Source organism: Burkholderia sp. MS389, from assembly GCF_016899425.1.
Lineage (GTDB): Bacteria > Pseudomonadota > Gammaproteobacteria > Burkholderiales > Burkholderiaceae > Burkholderia > Burkholderia sola.
In genome coordinates, this window is record NZ_CP045994.1 from 153,052 (window position 1) to 171,593 (window position 18,542).

Sequence of the window (18,542 nt, forward strand, 5' to 3'; positions counted from 1 at the left end):
GAACACACCAACGATGGCAAAGATCTTCTGCGTTGCGAACCAGAAGGGGGGCGTCGGCAAGACGACGACATCGGTCAATCTCGCCGCAAGCCTTGCAGCGCAGGAGCAACGAGTCCTGTTGATCGATCTCGACCCGCAGGGCAACGCGACGATGGGCAGCGGGATCGACAAGGCCGCCTGCGAAGCGACCGTGTACGAAGTGCTGGTCGACGGCGTGTCGGTCACCGACGCGCGCGTGCGTCCGGAAGGCGTCACCTACGACGTGCTTCCCGCGAACCGCGAGCTGTCCGGCGCCGAGATCGAACTGATCAGCATCGACAACCGCGAGCGTCGCCTGAAGGCCGCGCTCGAGCACGTGGCCGACGACTACGATTTCGTGCTGATCGATTGCCCGCCGACGCTGTCGCTGCTGACGCTGAACGGCCTGTGCGCGGCGCATGGCGTCGTGATTCCGATGCAGTGCGAGTACTTTGCGCTGGAAGGGTTGTCGGACCTCGTCAACACGATCAAGCAGGTTCACGCGAACATGAACCGCGACCTGAAGATCATCGGCTTGCTGCGCGTGATGTTCGATCCGCGCATCACGCTGCAGCAGCAAGTCTCCGATCAACTGAAAGCGCACTTCGGCGACAAGGTGTTCGACGCGGTGATTCCGCGCAACGTGCGCCTCGCCGAAGCGCCGAGTTACGGGTTGCCGGGCGTCGTGTTCGATCGCAGCTCGCGTGGTGCGCAGGCGTATATCCAGTTCGGTGCCGAGATGATCGAGCGCGTGCGCGCGTTCGAGGTGTCGTGATCCGGACATGAGCGAAGCGAGGAAGAAAGACATGAACGCGGTACCAAAGAAGAAGGGCTTGGGACGTGGCCTCGAAGCGCTGCTCGGCGGCAGCGCCGATATCACCGAAGCGGTGAAGATCGAAGGCGCACCGAACACGCTCGCGCTCGGCAAGCTGCAAGCCGGCAAGTACCAGCCGCGCACGCGGATGGACGAGGGCAGCCTGCAGGAACTCGCGGCAAGCATTCGCGCGCAGGGCGTGATGCAGCCGATCCTGGTACGGCCCATTTCGTCAGACAAATACGAGATCATCGCGGGCGAGCGGCGGTTCCGCGCGGCGCGCCTGGCCGGCCTCGATGAAGTGCCGGTGCTCGTGAAGGACGTATCCGATCAGGCCGCCGCCGCGATGGCGCTGATCGAGAACATCCAGCGCGAGGACCTGAATCCGCTCGAAGAGGCGCACGGCATCCAGCGTCTGCTCGACGAGTTCGGTTTCACGCACGAACAGGCGGCCGAATCGGTCGGCCGTTCGCGCAGCGCGGTGTCGAACCTGTTGCGCCTGCTGAACCTCGCGTCGCCGGTGCAGACGATGCTGCTGGCCGGCGATCTCGACATGGGGCACGCACGGGCGCTGCTCGCGGTCGATGCGGCCACGCAGATCACGCTCGCGCATCAGGTGGTCAACAAGCGCATGTCGGTGCGCGAGACCGAGAAGCTCGTCTCGCACACGACGAAGGAAGCCCCCGCCGTGAAGGCGCGTGCGAAGGACGATGGCGGTCGCGATACGCGTCGCCTCGAAGAGGAGTTGTCGGACCTGCTCGCGTCGACGGTGAAGATCAAGCTCGGCCGCCGCGGGCGAGGGCAGGTGCTGATCGACTTCGGCAACCTCGATGCACTCGAGGGCATTCTCGCGCGACTGCGCGGCAACGTCGCAACAGAAGAATAACGGGGCAGGTATGCAGGAAACGGGCGCACCGCCGCCGCGCCGGTGGCTCGGCTGGCTTGCGCAGGAACCGGTACTATCGGTGCTCGCGCTGGGGCTGATCGTGCTGCAATGGGTGCGTCCGCAACCATTTTCGGTACTCGCCGATCGCGTCGACTGGCAGACGGTCGCGACGCTCGCGGGCCTGCTGATGTTGACGAAGGCGCTCGAGCTGTCCGGCTGCCTGATGTGGCTCGCGCATCGCATCGTGCATCACGTGCATTCCGAGCGCGGGCTCGCGATGCTGCTCGTCGGCTTCGCCGCGGTATTGTCGATGTGGCTCACCAACGACGTCGCGCTGTTCGTCGTCGTGCCGTTGATGGTGTCGCTGCGCGCGCTGACGCCGCTGCCGTTCCGGCGGCTCGTGATCGTCGTCGCGCTGGCGGTCAATGCGGGGTCCGTCGCGACGCCGCTCGGCAATCCGCAGAATCTTTTCCTGTGGCAATTGAGCGGCGTGTCGTTCGGCCGCTTCGTGGTCACGCTCGGGCCGCTCGCCGTCGCGCTAATGGCGCTGCTGCTCGTGCTGACCGCGTTGATGTTCCGCGCGAAGCCGCTCGACCTGTCCGGCGACGCCGCGGCCTTTCCCGTACAACGCATGCACGCGCTGATCGCGGCGGTGCTGTTCGCCGCATTCGTGCTGCTCGCCGATGCGCACCATCCGCTGCCGGGCCTCGTCGGGGTCGCGATCGTGCTGCTCGCCGTCAAACGCGACGCAGTCCTGAAGATCGACTGGCTGCTGCTGCTGATCTTCGTGCTGATGTTCGTCGTGCTGCGCAGCGCGGCCGCGCTGCCCGTCGTGCACGACGCGATCGCGCACGCGCAACTCGATTCGCCGCTGCGCGTCTATGCCGCTGGCGCCGTGCTGTCGCAGGTGATCAGCAACGTGCCGGCCGCGATCCTGCTCTCGGAGTTCACGCGCGACTGGCGCGCGCTTGCCTTCGGCGTATCGGTCGGTGGCTTCGGTTTCGCGATCGGTTCGCTCGCGAACCTGATCGCGGTGCGTCTCGCGAAGGAGCCGCGCATGTGGCTGCCGTTCCACGTCGTGTCGATTCCGTTCGCGCTGGTGAGCGCGGCGCTCGGCGCGTGGCTGCTCATGCACGGTTGAGCGAGGCCGGTGCGTGCGGCGCAGGTGTGCCGTTCGGGTCGGGGGGGGCAGGGCGCACAGCGTCCATCGTGATCGAGCATTGTGGATAAGTGTTGCAATCCACAGTCGAACATCTGTGGCGGCGCGACAACTGACTGGATGAATCGATGCGCGAACATCCGGTCGAATTTCTCGCGTCGCGCGCGCTGTTCGGTTCTCGCGCGTGGCTGATTCGGGCGCGTCGCGCCGAGTCGTTTCCAATGGCTGCATTGCAGCGAATTCCGTGCGGCGATCGCACCGCTTCCGCCTGACCCGCCCCGCGCATCGTTTCCCCGCCATTTACCCCCGTCACCGGAGTTTTTTGCGCACGAAATACCGGTGCAGGAAACCGACCTTACAACTGTCATCGTACGTCGTCGAATCGGGCGTTTTTTCACATCATGAGGCGTCGTTTTATGCAGGTTTTTGTCGCGTCTAAAGCCTTGAATCACTTGCAACTATCGCTTACAATCGCCCGGATTTGTTAGCTAGGCACCCCTGAAAGCTTTCAGAAAGCTTGGGGTCGGGTTCAAGGATTTCAGCGGAAGATTGCGATGGCGGGTCAGGCGCCGGACGACAGGCACGATGATCAGCGCACGCAACGCACCGCTTCGGCGGCCGGCGAGCGGCGTGAATCCGACGACGACTGGGATGTCGAGCAGCAAGATAACAACATCGTTCCGCTGACGCGGGCCGAGGCCGAAAGGCTGTTTGGCCCGAACGTGAGCAAGCCCTCGCGCGTGACCCCCTACAAGGTGGTGTTCGCGCAAGTGGTCCTGTCCCTGGTTGCAACGCTGGCGTGGTGGCTGTTTTCGAAGTCGCCGGGCGCCGCTGCGCAATCCGCGTTTCTGGGCGGAGCGATCGGCTGGGTGCCCAGTGCGGTATTCGTGGCACGACTGAAGGCAGGTGGCTCGGCCACCGTGATGAGCTGGGTGATGGGCGAAGCCCTGAAACTCGCTCTGACGATCGGGATGTTCACCGCGGTGGCGTTCGGCTGGGCCGGCGTGCACTGGGTGCCGTTCCTCGTCACGTACCTCGTCGTGCTGAAGACGTACTGGATCGCGCTGGCCTGGCGGTAAGGAACAAGCAGCGTGCGGTTTCGACAACGAACCGCACCGGCCCGTTCCCGCAATAGCGTGTTGCGGAACGGGGCAAAACGATTTTCGACAATTTGGGTGGCATTAACGATATGGCAGCTAGCGAAGGCACGCGCGGTCCGGATCCGTCCGAGTACATTGCGCACCACTTGCAGAATTTCTCCACCTCGCATCAGACGTCGATTTTCGATATTCACGTCTGGAATATCGACACGCTGTTCTGGTCGATCGTATGCGGCATCGTGACGATCCTCCTGCTGCGTCTGGCCGCCCGCAAGGCGACGTCGGGCGTGCCGGGCCGTTTCCAGTGCGCGATCGAGATGCTCGTCGAAATGGTCGAAGACCAGTCGAAGGCCATCGTCCACGGCAATCGCACCTTCATCGCGCCGCTCGCCCTCACGGTGTTCGTGTGGGTCGCGCTGATGAACTCCCTCGACTTCCTCCCGGTCGACCTGCCGGGCCGCGTGATCGGCCTGCTCGGTCTGTCGGACGTGATTTCCCACCATCGCATCGTCCCGACGGCCGACCTGAACGGCACGCTCGGCATCGCGCTCGGCGTGTTCGTCCTGATGATCTACTACAGCATCAAGATCAAGGGCGCGGGCGGCTTTGTGCATGAGCTGCTGTCGGCGCCGTTCGGCGCCCACCCGCTGCTGTGGATTCCGAACCTCGCGTTGAACATCGTCGAATACCTCGCAAAGACCGTCTCCCTCGGCATGCGGCTGTTCGGCAACATGTACGCGGGTGAGCTGTTGTTCCTGTTGATCGCCCTGCTCGGCAGTATGTGGAGCTTCGGTGGCGACGCAACGTTCCTCGGCTTCGTTGGTCATGTGATCGCGGGTAGCGTCTGGGCAATCTTCCACATCCTGATTGTTCTGTTGCAGGCATTCATTTTCATGATGCTGACGCTGGTGTATCTCGGCCAGGCGCACGACACGCACTAAGCGCGGCGTGCAACAAAGAGTCTTCGTTTTAGTTTTTTAAATCTCAGTTCCAAGTCTTTTCACAAAGGAGTGATCATGCAAGCTTACATCGCCAACATCCAGGGTCTGACCGCCATCGGTATCGGCATCATCATCGGCCTGGGTGCAATCGGCGCCTGTATCGGTATCGCGCTGATGGGTGGCAAGTACATCGAAGCCTGCGCACGTCAGCCGGAACTCATCAACCCGCTGCAAACGAAGATGTTCCTGCTGGCTGGTCTGATCGACGCTGCATTCCTGATCGGCGTTGGTGTCGCAATGCTGTTCGCGTTCGCGAACCCGCTCCTGTCGAAGCTCGCAGGCTAAGGTTCCTCGGAAATATGCGTCCGGCGCGAGCCGGCGCAGGGCGGAACGGAGACTTGGGGCGCTGATCGAATGCAACTCGATGAGCGCCTTACCGTTTCATTTTTCCGGAATAGCAGATAAGGAAACACCGTGAATCTCAACGCAACTCTGTTTGCGCAAATGGTCGTGTTCCTGGTCCTCGCGTGGTTCACGATGAAATTCGTGTGGCCGCCGTTGATCAACGCCCTCGACGAACGTTCGAAGAAGATCGCCGACGGCCTCGCCGCCGCGGAGAAGGGCAAGGCGGAACTCGACGCAGCGCACAAGCGCGTGGACCAGGAACTCGCGCAGGCCCGCAACGACGGCCAGCAGCGCATCGCCGACGCTGAAAAGCGTGCGCAGGCGGTCGCCGAGGAAATCAAGGCCAACGCCCAGGCTGAAGCCGCCCGCATCGTCGCCCAGGCGAAGGCGGAAGCAGAACAGCAAATCGTGAAGGCGCGCGAAGCGCTGCGTGGCGAAGTCGCCGCGCTGGCCGTGAAGGGCGCCGAGCAGATCCTGAAGCGCGAAGTCGATCAAACGGCCCACGCCCAACTGCTGAATCAACTGAAAGCCGAGCTCTGATCATGGCCGAACTTGCAACCATCGCCCGCCCTTACGCAGAAGCGCTGTTCCGCGTGGCCGAGGGCGGTGACATCGCCGCCTGGTCCACGCTCGTGCAAGAGCTGGCCCAGGTTGCGCGTCTGCCGGAAGTGCTGTCGGTCGCGTCGAGCCCGAAGGTGACGCGCACGCAAGTAGCCGAGCTGCTGCTTGCTGCGGTGAAGTCGCCCGTCGCGGCCGGCGCCGAAGCGAAGAACTTCGTGCAGATGCTGGTCGACAATCATCGCATCGCGCTGCTGCCGGAAATTGCCGAGCAGTTCGAGGCGCTCAAGAACGAACGTGAAGGTGCAGCCGACGCCGAGATCGTGAGCGCGTTCCCGCTGAACGGCGCGGATCTCGACAGTCTCGTCTCGGGCCTCGAACGCAAGTTCAAGCGCAAGCTGAAACCGACGGTCGAAGTCGATTCGTCGCTGATCGGCGGCGTGCGCGTGACGGTCGGCGACGAAGTGCTCGACACCTCGGTTCGCGCGCGTCTCGCATCGATGCAGGCTGCCTTGACCGCCTGAGCGCCACGCCGGCACGCAACAGAATTGACTATCAGGAGCGAATAATGCAACTCAATCCCTCTGAGATCAGCGAGCTGATCAAGAGCCGGATCCAGGGCCTTGAAGCGAGCGCAGACGTTCGCAACCAGGGCACCGTGATCTCCGTGACCGACGGTATCGTGCGTATCCACGGCCTGTCGGACGTGATGCAGGGCGAAATGCTCGAGTTTCCGGGCAACACGTTCGGTCTCGCGCTGAACCTCGAGCGCGACTCGGTCGGCGCGGTGATTCTCGGCGAATACGAACACATCTCGGAAGGCGACATCGTCAAGACGACGGGCCGCATTCTCGAAGTCCCGGTTGGTCCGGAACTCGTCGGCCGCGTGGTCGACGCGCTCGGCAACCCGATCGACGGCAAGGGCCCGGTCAACGCGAAGCTGACCGACGCGATCGAAAAGATCGCCCCGGGCGTGATCTGGCGTAAGTCGGTGTCGCAGCCGGTGCAGACGGGCATCAAGTCGATCGACGCGATGGTGCCGATCGGCCGTGGCCAGCGCGAGCTGATCATCGGCGACCGTCAGTGCGGCAAGACCGCGGTGGCGCTCGACGCGATCATCAACCAGAAGGGCAAGGACCTGATCTGTATCTACGTCGCGATCGGCCAGAAGGCTTCGTCGATCATGAACGTGGTTCGCAAGCTCGAAGAAACGGGCGCGATGGAATACACGATCGTCGTCGCCGCTTCGGCATCGGATTCGGCTGCGATGCAGTACCTGGCGCCGTACGCCGGCTGCACGATGGGCGAATACTTCCGCGACCGCGGCCAAGACGCGCTGATCATCTATGACGACTTGACCAAGCAGGCTTGGGCATACCGTCAGATCTCGCTGCTGCTGCGCCGCCCGCCGGGCCGTGAAGCGTACCCGGGCGACGTGTTCTATCTGCACTCGCGTCTGCTCGAGCGTGCGGCTCGCGTGTCGGAAGAGTACGTCGAGAAGTTCACGAACGGCGAAGTGAAGGGCAAGAGCGGCTCGCTGACGGCACTGCCGGTCATCGAAACGCAGGCTGGCGACGTGACCGCGTTCGTTCCGACGAACGTGATCTCGATTACCGACGGCCAGATCTTCCTGGAAACCGACCTGTTCAACGCAGGTATCCGCCCGGCAATCAACGCCGGCGTGTCGGTGTCGCGCGTCGGTGGCGCCGCTCAGACGAAGGTCGTGAAGAAGCTGTCGGGCGGTATCCGTACCGACCTCGCGCAGTACCGTGAACTGGCCGCATTCGCGCAGTTCGCATCGGACCTCGACGAAGCGACCCGCAAGCAGCTCGAGCGCGGCCGCCGCGTGACGGAACTGCTGAAGCAACCGCAGTACCAGCCGCTGCAGGTCTGGGAACTGGCCGTGTCGCTGTACGCCGCGAACAACGGCTACCTCGACGATCTCGACGTCAAGCAAGTGCTGTCGTTCGAGAAGGGCCTGCGCGACAACCTGAAGACCAGCCACGCTGACCTCATCAAGCGCATCGAAGACACCAAGGATCTCTCGAAGGACGACGAAGGCGCGCTGCGCGCGGCGATCGAATCCTTCAAGAAGTCCGGTGCCTATTGATCCGCGAGTGACACACCGAGGCCGCGCGGGCGCGCATGATGCGCCCGCGCCGCTTCGGTGAGCGAGGCATGAGCCCCGAGTAAAGCGCTCAAGCGCTAACTCGGGGCGCAAAGGAGCAAGCTATGGCTGGAATGAAGGAAATTCGCGGCAAGATCAAGAGCGTGCAGAACACGCGCAAGATCACGAAGGCGATGGAGATGGTGGCTGCATCGAAGATGCGTCGCGCGCAGGAACGCATGCGCGCTGCTCGTCCGTATGCAGACAAGGTCCGTGCCATCGCCGCGCACATGAGCCGTGCGAACCCCGAGTACCGCCACCCGTTCATGGTGGCGAACGACGGCGCGCAGACGGCCGGCATCATCCTCGTCACGACGGACAAGGGTCTGTGCGGTGGTCTGAACACCAACGTGCTGCGTGCGACGGTGCAGAAGTTCAAGGAGCTGGAAGAGAAGGGCCAGAAGGTCGAAGCCACCGCGATCGGCGGCAAGGGCCTCGGGTTCCTGAACCGCTTCGGCGCGAAGGTGATGTCGCAGGTCGTGCACCTCGGCGACACCCCGCACCTGGACAAGCTGATCGGCGCCGTGAAGACGCAGCTCGATCTGTACTCGGAAGGCAAGCTGTCGGCGGTTTATATCGCTTACACGCGCTTCGTCAACACGATGAAGCAGGAAGCCGTGATCGAGCAGCTGCTGCCGCTGTCGTCGGAACACTTCGAAGCCGATGACGGTACGCCGGCGACGTCGTGGGACTACATCTACGAGCCGGACGCGCAGGCAGTCGTCGACGAACTGCTCGTGCGTTACGTCGAGGCGCTGGTGTACCAGGCCGTCGCGGAAAACATGGCGTCCGAGCAATCGGCGCGCATGGTCGCGATGAAGGCCGCGTCCGACAACGCGAAGACGGTGATCAGCGAACTGCAGCTCGTATACAACAAGAGCCGTCAGGCCGCGATCACGAAAGAACTGTCGGAGATCGTCGGCGGCGCAGCCGCTGTTTAAGCGCGCGCCCGGGACGACAACTGCGCCTTTGCGCGAGTAAAGAATCAGGTATTTAAAGGAAAAGCGATGAGTACTGCTGCTTTGGTAGAAGGCAAGATCGTACAGTGCATCGGCGCCGTTATCGACGTGGAATTCCCGCGCGACAGCATGCCGAAGATCTACGACGCGCTCATTCTCGATGGCTCGGAACTGACGCTCGAAGTCCAGCAGCAGCTGGGCGACGGCGTGGTCCGTACCATTTGTCTGGGTGCATCCGACGGCCTGCGCCGCGGCCTGACCGTGAAGAACACGGCGAAGCCGATCTCGGTGCCGGTCGGCAAGCCGACCCTCGGCCGTATCATGGACGTGCTCGGCCGTCCGATCGACGAAGCCGGCCCGATCGAAAGCGAAACGACGCGTTCGATCCACCAGAAGGCACCGGCGTTCGACGAACTGTCGCCGTCGACCGAACTGCTCGAAACGGGTATCAAGGTCATCGACCTGATCTGCCCGTTCGCGAAGGGCGGCAAGGTTGGCCTGTTCGGCGGTGCTGGCGTGGGCAAGACCGTCAACATGATGGAGCTCATCAACAACATCGCGAAGGAACACGGCGGTTACTCCGTGTTCGCGGGCGTGGGCGAGCGTACCCGTGAAGGGAACGACTTCTACCACGAAATGAAGGACTCGAACGTTCTCGACAAGGTCGCGCTGGTGTACGGCCAGATGAACGAGCCGCCGGGCAACCGTCTGCGCGTCGCGCTGACCGGCCTGACGATGGCCGAGCACTTCCGTGACGAAGGCCTCGACGTGCTGTTCTTCGTCGACAACATCTACCGTTTCACGCTGGCCGGTACCGAAGTGTCGGCACTGCTCGGCCGTATGCCGTCGGCAGTGGGCTATCAGCCGACGCTGGCTGAAGAAATGGGCAAGCTGCAAGAGCGCATCACGTCGACCAAGAAGGGCTCGATTACGTCGGTTCAGGCCGTGTACGTCCCTGCGGACGACTTGACCGACCCGTCGCCGGCGACCACCTTCGGCCACCTGGACGCAACCGTGGTTCTGTCGCGTGACATCGCTTCGCTGGGCATCTACCCGGCGGTCGACCCGCTCGACTCGACGTCGCGCCAGATCGACCCGAACGTGATCGGTGAAGAGCACTACTCGATCACCCGTCGCGTTCAGCAGACGCTGCAGCGCTACAAGGAACTGCGCGACATCATCGCGATTCTGGGCATGGACGAACTGTCGCCGGAAGACAAGCTGTCGGTCGCACGTGCACGTAAGATCCAGCGTTTCCTGTCGCAGCCGTTCCACGTCGCTGAAGTGTTCACGGGCTCGCCGGGCAAGTACGTACCGCTGAAGGAAACGATCCGTGGCTTCAAGATGATCGTCGACGGCGAGTGCGACCACCTGCCGGAACAGGCGTTCTACATGGTCGGCACGATCGACGAAGCCTTCGAAAAGGCCAAGAAGATCCAGTAAGGGCTTGAGTGGGGCGCAAGCCGGCGTGTGCCGGCCGGAGCAATGAGTCAGCGATGACTTGTATGCCGGCCGCCCGCGTCGGCCGCAATACGCTCAACCTGTGGATGAGATTGGAGTCGATATGGCAACCATCAAAGTAGACGTCGTCAGCGCGGAAGAGCAGATCTTCTCGGGCGAGGCGAAATTCGTCGCGCTGCCGGGCGAAACGGGTGAGCTGGGTATTCTGCCGGGTCACACGCCGCTGATCACGCGGATTCGTCCGGGTGCGGTGCGCATCGAGGTCGAGGGCGGCAACGACGAATTCGTGTTCGTCGCGGGCGGCATTCTCGAAGTGCAGCCGGGCGCCGTGACGGTGCTCGCCGATACCGCGATCCGCGGCAAGGACCTCGACGCGGCGAAAGCCGAGGAAGCGCGCAAGCGCGCCGAGGAAACGCTGCAGAACGCGAAGTCGGATCTCGACCTCGCGAAAGCGCAATCCGAGCTCGCGACCGCGATGGCGCAGCTCGAGGCGATCCAGCGTCTGGCGAAGATCCGCAGCCGGCACTGAGCCGCGCCGCGTATCCCGCGAAAGAAAGCAGCCTTCGGGCTGCTTTTTTTCGCCCGGCTTTTTCGTCTGTCTTTTTGCGGGCCGGATCGTATCGTCCGGTCGTGCTATTTCACCCGCCCGCCGCGATTCGATGTCAGAGTGTCGTCAGCGGAGCGCGGCATCATCCGCGCTGAGGCCGTCCGTCGCGATCGTCGCGGCGGAGGCGCGCGCGCAGCAGGCAGGCGCAGCACGCGCGCGGGCCGATCAGACAAAAACGGACGGAGACATCGATGGCAGCAGACCTTGGCAAGGGGGCGCTGATCGCGCCCGAAAACGGACTGTCCTACGTGCGCGGCGCGACCGACGTGCCGCTATCCGACGCGACGATCAGCCGGTTCCTGCTCGACACGGCCGGCCGCTTTCCCGACCGTCCGGCCGTCGTGTTCCGCGAGCAGCAGGTGCGCTGGACCTGGCGCGAATTCGCACACGAGGTCGACGTGCTGGCCGCGGGGCTCGCCGCGCTCGGGATCGTGAAGGGCGACTGCGTCGGCATCTGGTCGCCGAACCGCAGCGAATGGCTGCTCACGCAGTTCGCGACCGCGCGGATTGGCGCGGTGCTCGTCAACATCAATCCGGCCTACCGGCTGTCGGAGCTCGAATACGCGCTGAACAAGGTCGGCTGCAAGGCCGTGATCGCGGCCGAGCGCTTCAAGAGTTCCGCGTACGTCGAGATGCTGCAGACCATCGCGCCGGAGCTCGCGACCGCGACGCCGGGCGACCTGCATGCGGCGCGCGTGCCGAGCCTGCGCACGATCGTGTCGATGGGCGAGGTGGCGCCCGCCGGCATGTTCCGCTTCGCGGACGTGATGGCGCGCGGCCGCCGGGCCGTCGATCCGGCGCTGCTCGATGCGATCGGCGCGACGCTCGCGGCCAACGATCCGATCAACATCCAGTTCACGAGCGGCACGACCGGCAGCCCGAAGGGCGCGACGCTCACGCACCGCAACGTCGTCAACAACGCGCGCTCGATCGCGATGGCGATGCGTTTCACCGAACAGGATTCGCTCTGCATCCCGGTGCCGCTCTATCACTGCTTCGGGATGGTGCTGGCCGTGCTCGCCTGCGTGTCGACGGGCGCCGCGATGGTGTTTCCCGGCGAAGCGTTCGATCCGGTCGCGACGCTCGCGGCAGTGGCCGAAGAACGCTGCACCGCGCTGCATGGCGTGCCGACGATGTTCATCGCGGAGCTCGATCATCCGGAATTCGCGAGATTCGACTTGTCGACGCTGCGCACCGGGATCATGGCCGGCTCGCCGTGCCCGATCGAGACGATGAAGCGCGTGGTGGCGCAGATGCATCTGTCGGAGATCACGATCGCGTACGGGATGACGGAGACGAGCCCCGTGTCGTTCCAGAGCTCGACCGACGATCCGCTGGAAAAGCGCACGACGACGGTCGGCCGCATCCAGCCGCATCTCGAAGTGAAGATCGTCGATCCGAGCGGCAACATCGTGCCGGTCGGCGCGACGGGCGAGCTGTGCACGAAGGGCTATTCGGTGATGCTCGGCTACTGGGATGACGACGCGAAGACGCGCGAGGTGCTGGTCGACGGCTGGATGCATACGGGCGACCTCGCGACGCTCGACGAGGACGGCTATTGCAACATCGTCGGCCGCCTGAAGGACATGGTGATTCGCGGCGGCGAGAACGTCTATCCGCGTGAGATCGAGGAATTCCTGTTCCGCCATCCGAAGATCCAGAGCGCGCAGGTATTCGGCGTGCCCGATGCGAAGTACGGCGAGGAGCTGTGCGCGTGGATCGTGCTGCGCGCGGACGAGCAGATGACCGAGGACGACGTGCGCGCGTTCTGCAACGGGCAGATCGCGCACTACAAGATTCCGCGCTATATCCGCTTCGTCGACGAACTGCCGATGACGGTGACGGGCAAGGTGCAGAAGTTCGTGATGCGCGAGCGGATGATCGACGAACTGAAGCTCGACGTGCAGAAGACTGCTTGAAGGGAGACGGTGCGAAAAAACGTGGCGGCCTGTAGGTCGCTACGTTTTCGATGGACGAAAAAAAGCGGGCTTATTAGCCCGCTAAAAACCACACGCTACGGGGTTAGCGCGAGGAGACCAAAGATGAAACCGGATCCGGCGGGGGCCGGAAACGACTCCAACAGGGATGCCCCTCGGAAGGGCTTCGGTACGTGACCGACTGGCTCGCAGCGCTTCGCGTCCGCTCACACTTGGCACACGAGACCGCATCCGTGTTGAAACCGTTGAGGCCCATTGTGGGCGAATTAATGACCCGTGGCGGTAACAAAGTGTTTCAGGTTGTAACGCCCGCCAGATAAGGCTTTCCGGGATTTTTTGCTGTTTTCGGGGTCCTGAAAAAGGTCATATTTACCCGTCTTTTCCGCAGAGTTTTCATCGTATGCGCATCACGCGTTTTTCCTGCGTTTTCGCGTCAGTGAATTGCCCATTTGCACGCGTGAATGTGCATCGCGCGATAGATACCGCGCATGAGGATTCATTCGTCAGAAAGATTTTGAAACGTGATCGGCGCACGTGGTAGTCGGCCATTCGGCCAATTTTCGCGGTTTTACGCCGGTCGGCGTCACCGCAATCTGTAACGGCGGGGCGCCGGCCCGGCTGCAGAACACACCGCTTTCAGTCTTCGTCGGCGGCAACAACGGGGACGATTTCCATTATTGGCCGCCGAGGCCGCACGCGCTCGCGACTACTTCAGCCACTTGTCCGCAATTGCCTGGTATTCACCGGTGGACAGCGCGAGATGCAGCCACTGGTCGACGTATTGCTGGAACACGACGTCGCCGCGCGGCACCATATACGCCTTCTCGCCGAACTGGAACGGTTTGTCCGGATGCACCGAGCAGAGGCCCGGATTCAGCTTTTGCTGCAGCAGCGTCTCGGACGCATCCGTCACCATCACGTCAGCCTTGCCCGCGAGGATCTGCTTGAAGATCGTCACGTTGTCCGGATAGACGCTCAGGTTCGCATGCGCGAAGAACTGCTTCGCGAAGCGCTCGTTGGTCCCGCCCGGATTCACGATCACGCGCGTATCGGGCCGGTCGATCTGCGCGACGGTCTGGTACTTGTCGGCATCCGCGCAGCGCACGATCGGCGTCTTGCCGTCGACCACGTACGGCTGCGTGAAGAACACGCGCTTCTGGCGCTCGAGCGTCGTCGACACGCCGCCCACCGCGATGTCGCACTTCGCGACGAAGTCGTGGGTGAGGTTCGGCCAGCTCGTCTTCACGTAGTCCGCCTTCACGCCGAGCGATTTCGCGAGCGACTCCGCCATATCGATGTCGATGCCCTCGAAGCGGCCGTCCGCGCGGTAGTACGAATACGGCTTGTAATCGCCCGTCGTGCACACGCGCAGCGTGCCGCGCGCGAGCACGTCGTCGAGCCGCGAGCCGGCGGTCGCAGCGCCCGCGGGCGCGGCCGTGGCCGTGGCCGCTCCCTGCGCGTGCGCGGCAGCGCAGCAAAACGCGGTGGCAGTGGCGAGCGCGGCAAGCGTGGCGAGTGTCTTCATCGTCTCCTCCTTCGTTTCGTTCGATATGAGCGTCCGATCATAACGGAGCCATCGCGCGCGTCATATGGCCGCCATCGCATCGGCATGCGCAGCCCGATCGCGGCTGTCCGGTAAAATGCCGCTTTGCCTTCGCTTCGTCGCTCCTACCGTGGCCCATAACCTGCTCAACGACACCTTCCTGCGTGCGCTTCTGCGCGAGCCGACCGACTACACGCCGATCTGGCTGATGCGCCAGGCCGGCCGCTACCTGCCCGAATACAACGCGACGCGCGCGCGCGCCGGCAGCTTCCTCGGTCTCGCGAAGCATCCCGACTACGCGACAGAAGTGACGTTGCAGCCGCTCGAGCGCTTTCCGCTCGACGCCGCGATCCTGTTCTCGGACATCCTGACGATTCCCGACGCGATGGGGCTCGGCCTCGACTTCCAGGTCGGCGAAGGGCCGAAGTTCGCGCATCCGGTGCGCACCGAGGCCGACGTCGCGAGGCTCGCGGTGCCGGACATCGAGGAGACGCTCGGCTACGTGACGGGCGCCGTGCGCGAGATCCGCCGCGCGCTCACCGACGGCCAGGGCCGGCAGCGCGTGCCGCTGATCGGCTTCTCGGGCAGCCCGTGGACGCTCGCGTGCTACATGGTCGAAGGCGGCGGCTCGGACGATTTCCGTACGGTGAAGTCGATGGCGTATTCGCGCCCGGACCTGATGCACCGGATCCTCGACGTGAACGCGCAGGCGGTGGCCGCGTACCTGAACGCACAGATCGAAGCGGGCGCGCAGGCCGTGATGATCTTCGATACGTGGGGCGGCGCGCTGGCCGACGGCGCGTACCAGCGCTTCTCGCTCGACTATATCCGTCGCGTGGTGTCGCAGCTCAAGCGCGAGCATGACGGCGAGCGCGTGCCGGTGATCACGTTCACGAAGGGCGGCGGGCTGTGGCTCGAGGAGATCGCGGCGACCGGCGTCGACGCGGTCGGGCTCGACTGGACGGTCAACCTCGGCGCCGCGCGCGAGCGCGTCGCGGGGCGCGTCGCCCTGCAGGGCAACCTCGACCCGACGATCCTGTTTGCGCCGCCGGCCGCGGTGCGCGAACAGGCGCGCGCGGTGCTCGACAGCTACGGCAACCATCCGGGCCACGTGTTCAACCTCGGGCACGGCATTTCGCAATTCACGTCGCCCGATCACGTCGCCGAACTCGTCGACGAAGTCCATACCCACAGCCGCGCGATCCGTAGCGGAGCGGCGGGCTGAACGCAAGCGCCGTCATGCTGCGCTGCGGGATGACGATGTTTCGTTTTTGAAACTAAACAGGACGCAACCCCGCTCCCGTTGCCGATTCGGTGCTTGTCAAGACTTGACTTATACACATTTTCCACGTTGCAGCGCGGTAGAGCCCCGTATCGGTCAATTTGTCTCGCTATGGTTGGGTAATTTGAATAGCAGCCTTATGGAATAAGGCTTCGCGGGGCACCGCCGGAAGCGGCGAAAAACAGCGGAAAGCACGGCCCGGCGCGCGTTGCGGCCATTGAGCGGCGAGTTCTCAACAAAGTTATCCACAGGCTGGGCAGGGTATACGGCGATTCCTAATGCGAATCCAAAACTTAGCGCCGAATCTGACGTTTTACTTTAAGTTCGCCGCCGCGATGCGGACGCGGATGCCGGCCGTCCGTATGCTGCGTACCGCCGCTGCCGGAGCGCGCGGATGAGCGGCACCTACCTGCGCGTGGCGCTCGACCATCCGCTCGCGACCCTGTTCGACTACCGCTGCGACGCGCAGCCGGTGCCCGTGCCCGGCACGCTCGTGCAGGTGCCGTTCGGCAAGCGGCAGGCCGTCGGGCTCGTCTGCGAAGTCACCACTCACACCGAGGTACCGCCGACGCGGCTGCGCGCGGTCGATGCGATCTGCACGGAGCTGCCGCCGCTGTCGGCGGACTGGCTCGCGCTCGTATCGTTCGCCGCCGACTACTATCAGCGCGGGCGCGGCGAAGTCGCGTTACCGGCGCTGCCGCAGGCGCTGCGCGACGCCGGGCGCTGGGGGCGGTTGCTCGCGCCCGAAGTGCGCTACCGGCCGACCGAAGCCGGCCGCGCGGCGCTGCCCGACGCATTGCCCGCGCGCGGCGCCGCGCTGCGCCGGCTCGCGCAGGCGCTGGCCGATACCGGTTCGTTGACGCTGCCCGACGCGCGTGCGCTGCATCCGAAGGCTGTCGCGACGCTCGACGACTGGGCGGCACGCGGCTGGGTCGACGTCGAAGAGATCGGCTGGGCCGATGCGCCTGTGGCCAACCCTGTGGATAACCTGTCGACAAGCAGTGGACGCGCTGTGCCGCCGGCGTTGACCGACCAGCAGGCCGAGGCGCTCGACGCGATCCGCGCGGCGCAGGGCTTCGCGCCGTTCCTGCTGCACGGCGTGACGGGCAGCGGCAAGACCGAGGTCTATCTGCATGCGCTCGCGTCGCTGCTCGACGCGCGGCCGGACGCGCAGGCGCTCGTGCTCGTGCCGGAAATCAACCTGACGCCGCAGTTCGAGGCCGCGTTTCGCGCGCGCTTCGCGGGCGCGCTCGCCGACGATGCGATCGTCACGCTGCACAGCGGGCTTGCCGAAGGCGAGCGAGCGCGCAACTGGCTCGCCGCGCACACGGGCCGCGCGCGGATCGTGCTCGGCACGCGGCTCGCGGTGCTCGCGTCGATGCCGACGCTTGCGCTGATCGTCGTCGACGAGGAGCACGAGCCCGCGTACAAGCAGCAGGAAGGATTGCGCTATTCGGCGCGTGACCTGGCGGTGTGGCGCGCGAAGCAGCTCGGCATCACTATCGTGCTCGGCTCGGCCACGCCGTCGCTCGAAAGCTGGTGGCAGGCCGAGCAGGGGCGCTACACGCGGCTCACGCTGTCGCGCCGCGCGGTGGCCGACGCGACGCTGCCGACCGTGCGGCTGATCGATCTCGAAGAGGAACGGCGGCGCGGGCGCGCATCGATGGGCGGGCTGTCGGGGCCGCTCGTCGCGGCGCTGAAGGCGCGGCTCGAACGCGGCGAACAGAGCCTCGTGTTCCTGAACCGGCGCGGTTATGCGCCGCAGCTCGCGTGCGACGCATGCGGCTGGGTGGCCGGTTGCCCGCGCTGCAGCGCGTACGTCGTGCTGCACAAGCCCGAGCATGCGCTGCGCTGCCATCACTGCGGCTGGGAAGCGCGGATTCCGCGGTCGTGTCCCGAGTGCGGGAACGTCGACATCGCGCCGCTCGGGCGCGGCACGCAGCGCATCGAGGAGGCGCTCGCCGAGACCGTGCCGGGCGCGCGGATCCTGCGGATCGACGCGGACAGCACGCGCCGCAAGGGCAGCGCGCAGGCGCTTTTTTCCGACGTGCACGCGGGCGAGGTCGACATCCTGGTCGGCACGCAGATGATCGCGAAGGGGCACGACTTCCAGCGCGTGTCGCTCGTCGGCGTGCTCAATGCCGATACCGCGCTGTTTTCGCACGACTTCCGCGCGAGCGAGCGGCTGTTCGCGCAGCTGATGCAGGTGAGCGGCCGCGCGGGGCGGGCCGGGCTGCCGGGCGAGGTGATGGTGCAGACGCGCTACCCGCGTCACGCGCTGTACCACGCGCTCGGCCGGCAGGATTACGTCGGCTTCGCGAATTCGCAGCTCGGCGAGCGTCGCGACGCGCACCTGCCGCCGTTCGTCTACCAGGCGCTGCTGCGCGCCGAAGGGCGTACGCTCGACGCGGCGCTCGCGTTCCTGCTGCAGGCCGCGGCCGCGTTGCCGGGGCTGCCGGGCGCCGAACGCGTGACCGTGTACGACGCGGTGCCGATGACGATCGTGAAGGTCGCCAACGTTCACCGCGCGCAGTTGCTCCTCGAAAGCGCATCGCGGGCGGCGCTGCAGCATGCGCTGCGCGCATGGTTGCCGGAGTTGCGCGCGCTGAAGGGCGTGCTGCGGTGGAGCGTCGAGGTCGATCCGCTGGATATCTGAGCGACGCCCGCGCGGCTGTCGCGCGAGGCGTTGCCTGATACGGGAAGCC

Annotated in this window: 16 protein-coding genes; 15 read left to right on the forward strand and 1 reads right to left on the reverse strand. The window is 64.7% G+C overall.

What is annotated here, in order from left to right:
* Positions 1-13 precede the first annotated feature (13 nt).
* The 13 genes from GJG85_RS00710 to GJG85_RS00770 all read left to right on the forward strand — a co-directional run bounded on the left by GJG85_RS00710 (position 14) and on the right by GJG85_RS00770 (position 12,994).
* Complete coding sequence (locus GJG85_RS00710; RefSeq protein ID WP_050015824.1) at positions 14-793, forward strand: ParA family protein; 780 nt, start codon at positions 14-16, stop codon at positions 791-793.
* 31 nt (positions 794-824) lie between these two features.
* Positions 825-1,718 carry a ParB/RepB/Spo0J family partition protein gene (locus tag GJG85_RS00715; protein WP_011546803.1) on the forward strand — a complete coding sequence of 298 codons (894 nt, stop codon included), beginning with the start codon at positions 825-827 and terminating at the stop codon, positions 1,716-1,718.
* 10 nt (positions 1,719-1,728) lie between these two features.
* The gene (locus GJG85_RS00720) at positions 1,729-2,859 is read left to right on the forward strand and encodes an SLC13 family permease (RefSeq protein ID WP_050015826.1); all 1,131 of its coding nucleotides are present in this window, start codon (positions 1,729-1,731) and stop codon (positions 2,857-2,859) included.
* 572 nt (positions 2,860-3,431) lie between these two features.
* Positions 3,432-3,956 (forward strand): ATP synthase subunit I, encoded by a 525-nt coding sequence (locus GJG85_RS00725; RefSeq protein ID WP_050015828.1) that lies wholly within the window; start codon positions 3,432-3,434, stop codon positions 3,954-3,956.
* Positions 3,957-4,066: 110 nt separating this feature from the next.
* A complete protein-coding gene (gene atpB / locus GJG85_RS00730) occupies positions 4,067-4,918 on the forward strand; it encodes a F0F1 ATP synthase subunit A (protein ID WP_050015830.1) in 852 nt (283 codons plus the stop codon).
* Positions 4,919-4,993: 75 nt separating this feature from the next.
* The gene (gene atpE / locus GJG85_RS00735) at positions 4,994-5,263 is read left to right on the forward strand and encodes a F0F1 ATP synthase subunit C (protein ID WP_006482730.1); all 270 of its coding nucleotides are present in this window, start codon (positions 4,994-4,996) and stop codon (positions 5,261-5,263) included.
* 129 nt (positions 5,264-5,392) lie between these two features.
* The gene (locus tag GJG85_RS00740; RefSeq protein ID WP_006477283.1) at positions 5,393-5,863 is read left to right on the forward strand and encodes a F0F1 ATP synthase subunit B; all 471 of its coding nucleotides are present in this window, start codon (positions 5,393-5,395) and stop codon (positions 5,861-5,863) included.
* A gap of 2 nt (positions 5,864-5,865) precedes the next feature.
* Positions 5,866-6,405 (forward strand): F0F1 ATP synthase subunit delta, encoded by a 540-nt coding sequence (locus GJG85_RS00745; RefSeq protein WP_006477284.1) that lies wholly within the window; start codon positions 5,866-5,868, stop codon positions 6,403-6,405.
* 44 nt (positions 6,406-6,449) lie between these two features.
* Positions 6,450-7,991 carry a F0F1 ATP synthase subunit alpha gene (atpA, locus tag GJG85_RS00750; RefSeq protein WP_006756467.1) on the forward strand — a complete coding sequence of 514 codons (1,542 nt, stop codon included), beginning with the start codon at positions 6,450-6,452 and terminating at the stop codon, positions 7,989-7,991.
* 122 nt (positions 7,992-8,113) lie between these two features.
* Positions 8,114-8,989, forward strand: coding sequence for a F0F1 ATP synthase subunit gamma (gene atpG, locus GJG85_RS00755; protein WP_034209645.1), 876 nt, complete (start codon positions 8,114-8,116; stop codon positions 8,987-8,989).
* A 66-nt stretch (positions 8,990-9,055) separates the two neighbouring features.
* A complete protein-coding gene (gene atpD, locus GJG85_RS00760) occupies positions 9,056-10,450 on the forward strand; it encodes a F0F1 ATP synthase subunit beta (protein ID WP_031397079.1) in 1,395 nt (464 codons plus the stop codon).
* A gap of 121 nt (positions 10,451-10,571) precedes the next feature.
* Positions 10,572-10,997, forward strand: coding sequence for a F0F1 ATP synthase subunit epsilon (locus tag GJG85_RS00765; protein ID WP_006477288.1), 426 nt, complete (start codon positions 10,572-10,574; stop codon positions 10,995-10,997).
* A 269-nt stretch (positions 10,998-11,266) separates the two neighbouring features.
* Positions 11,267-12,994: an AMP-binding protein gene (locus GJG85_RS00770; RefSeq protein WP_176016535.1), complete on the forward strand. Its 1,728-nt coding sequence runs from the start codon at positions 11,267-11,269 to the stop codon at positions 12,992-12,994.
* Positions 12,995-13,718: 724 nt separating this feature from the next.
* Here GJG85_RS00770 and GJG85_RS00775 read toward each other — a convergent pair.
* Positions 13,719-14,537: a transporter substrate-binding domain-containing protein gene (locus GJG85_RS00775; protein WP_050015836.1), complete on the reverse strand. Its 819-nt coding sequence runs from the start codon at positions 14,535-14,537 to the stop codon at positions 13,719-13,721.
* A gap of 148 nt (positions 14,538-14,685) precedes the next feature.
* Here GJG85_RS00775 and hemE point away from each other — a divergent pair, with 148 nt between their 5' ends.
* Together hemE and GJG85_RS00785 are read left to right on the forward strand one after the other, a co-directional pair.
* Entirely contained in the window at positions 14,686-15,780 is a 1,095-nt protein-coding gene (gene hemE, locus GJG85_RS00780) for a uroporphyrinogen decarboxylase (protein WP_290369655.1), read from the forward strand.
* 451 nt (positions 15,781-16,231) lie between these two features.
* Complete coding sequence (locus GJG85_RS00785; protein ID WP_050015840.1) at positions 16,232-18,493, forward strand: primosomal protein N'; 2,262 nt, start codon at positions 16,232-16,234, stop codon at positions 18,491-18,493.
* Positions 18,494-18,542: the final 49 nt, after the last annotated feature.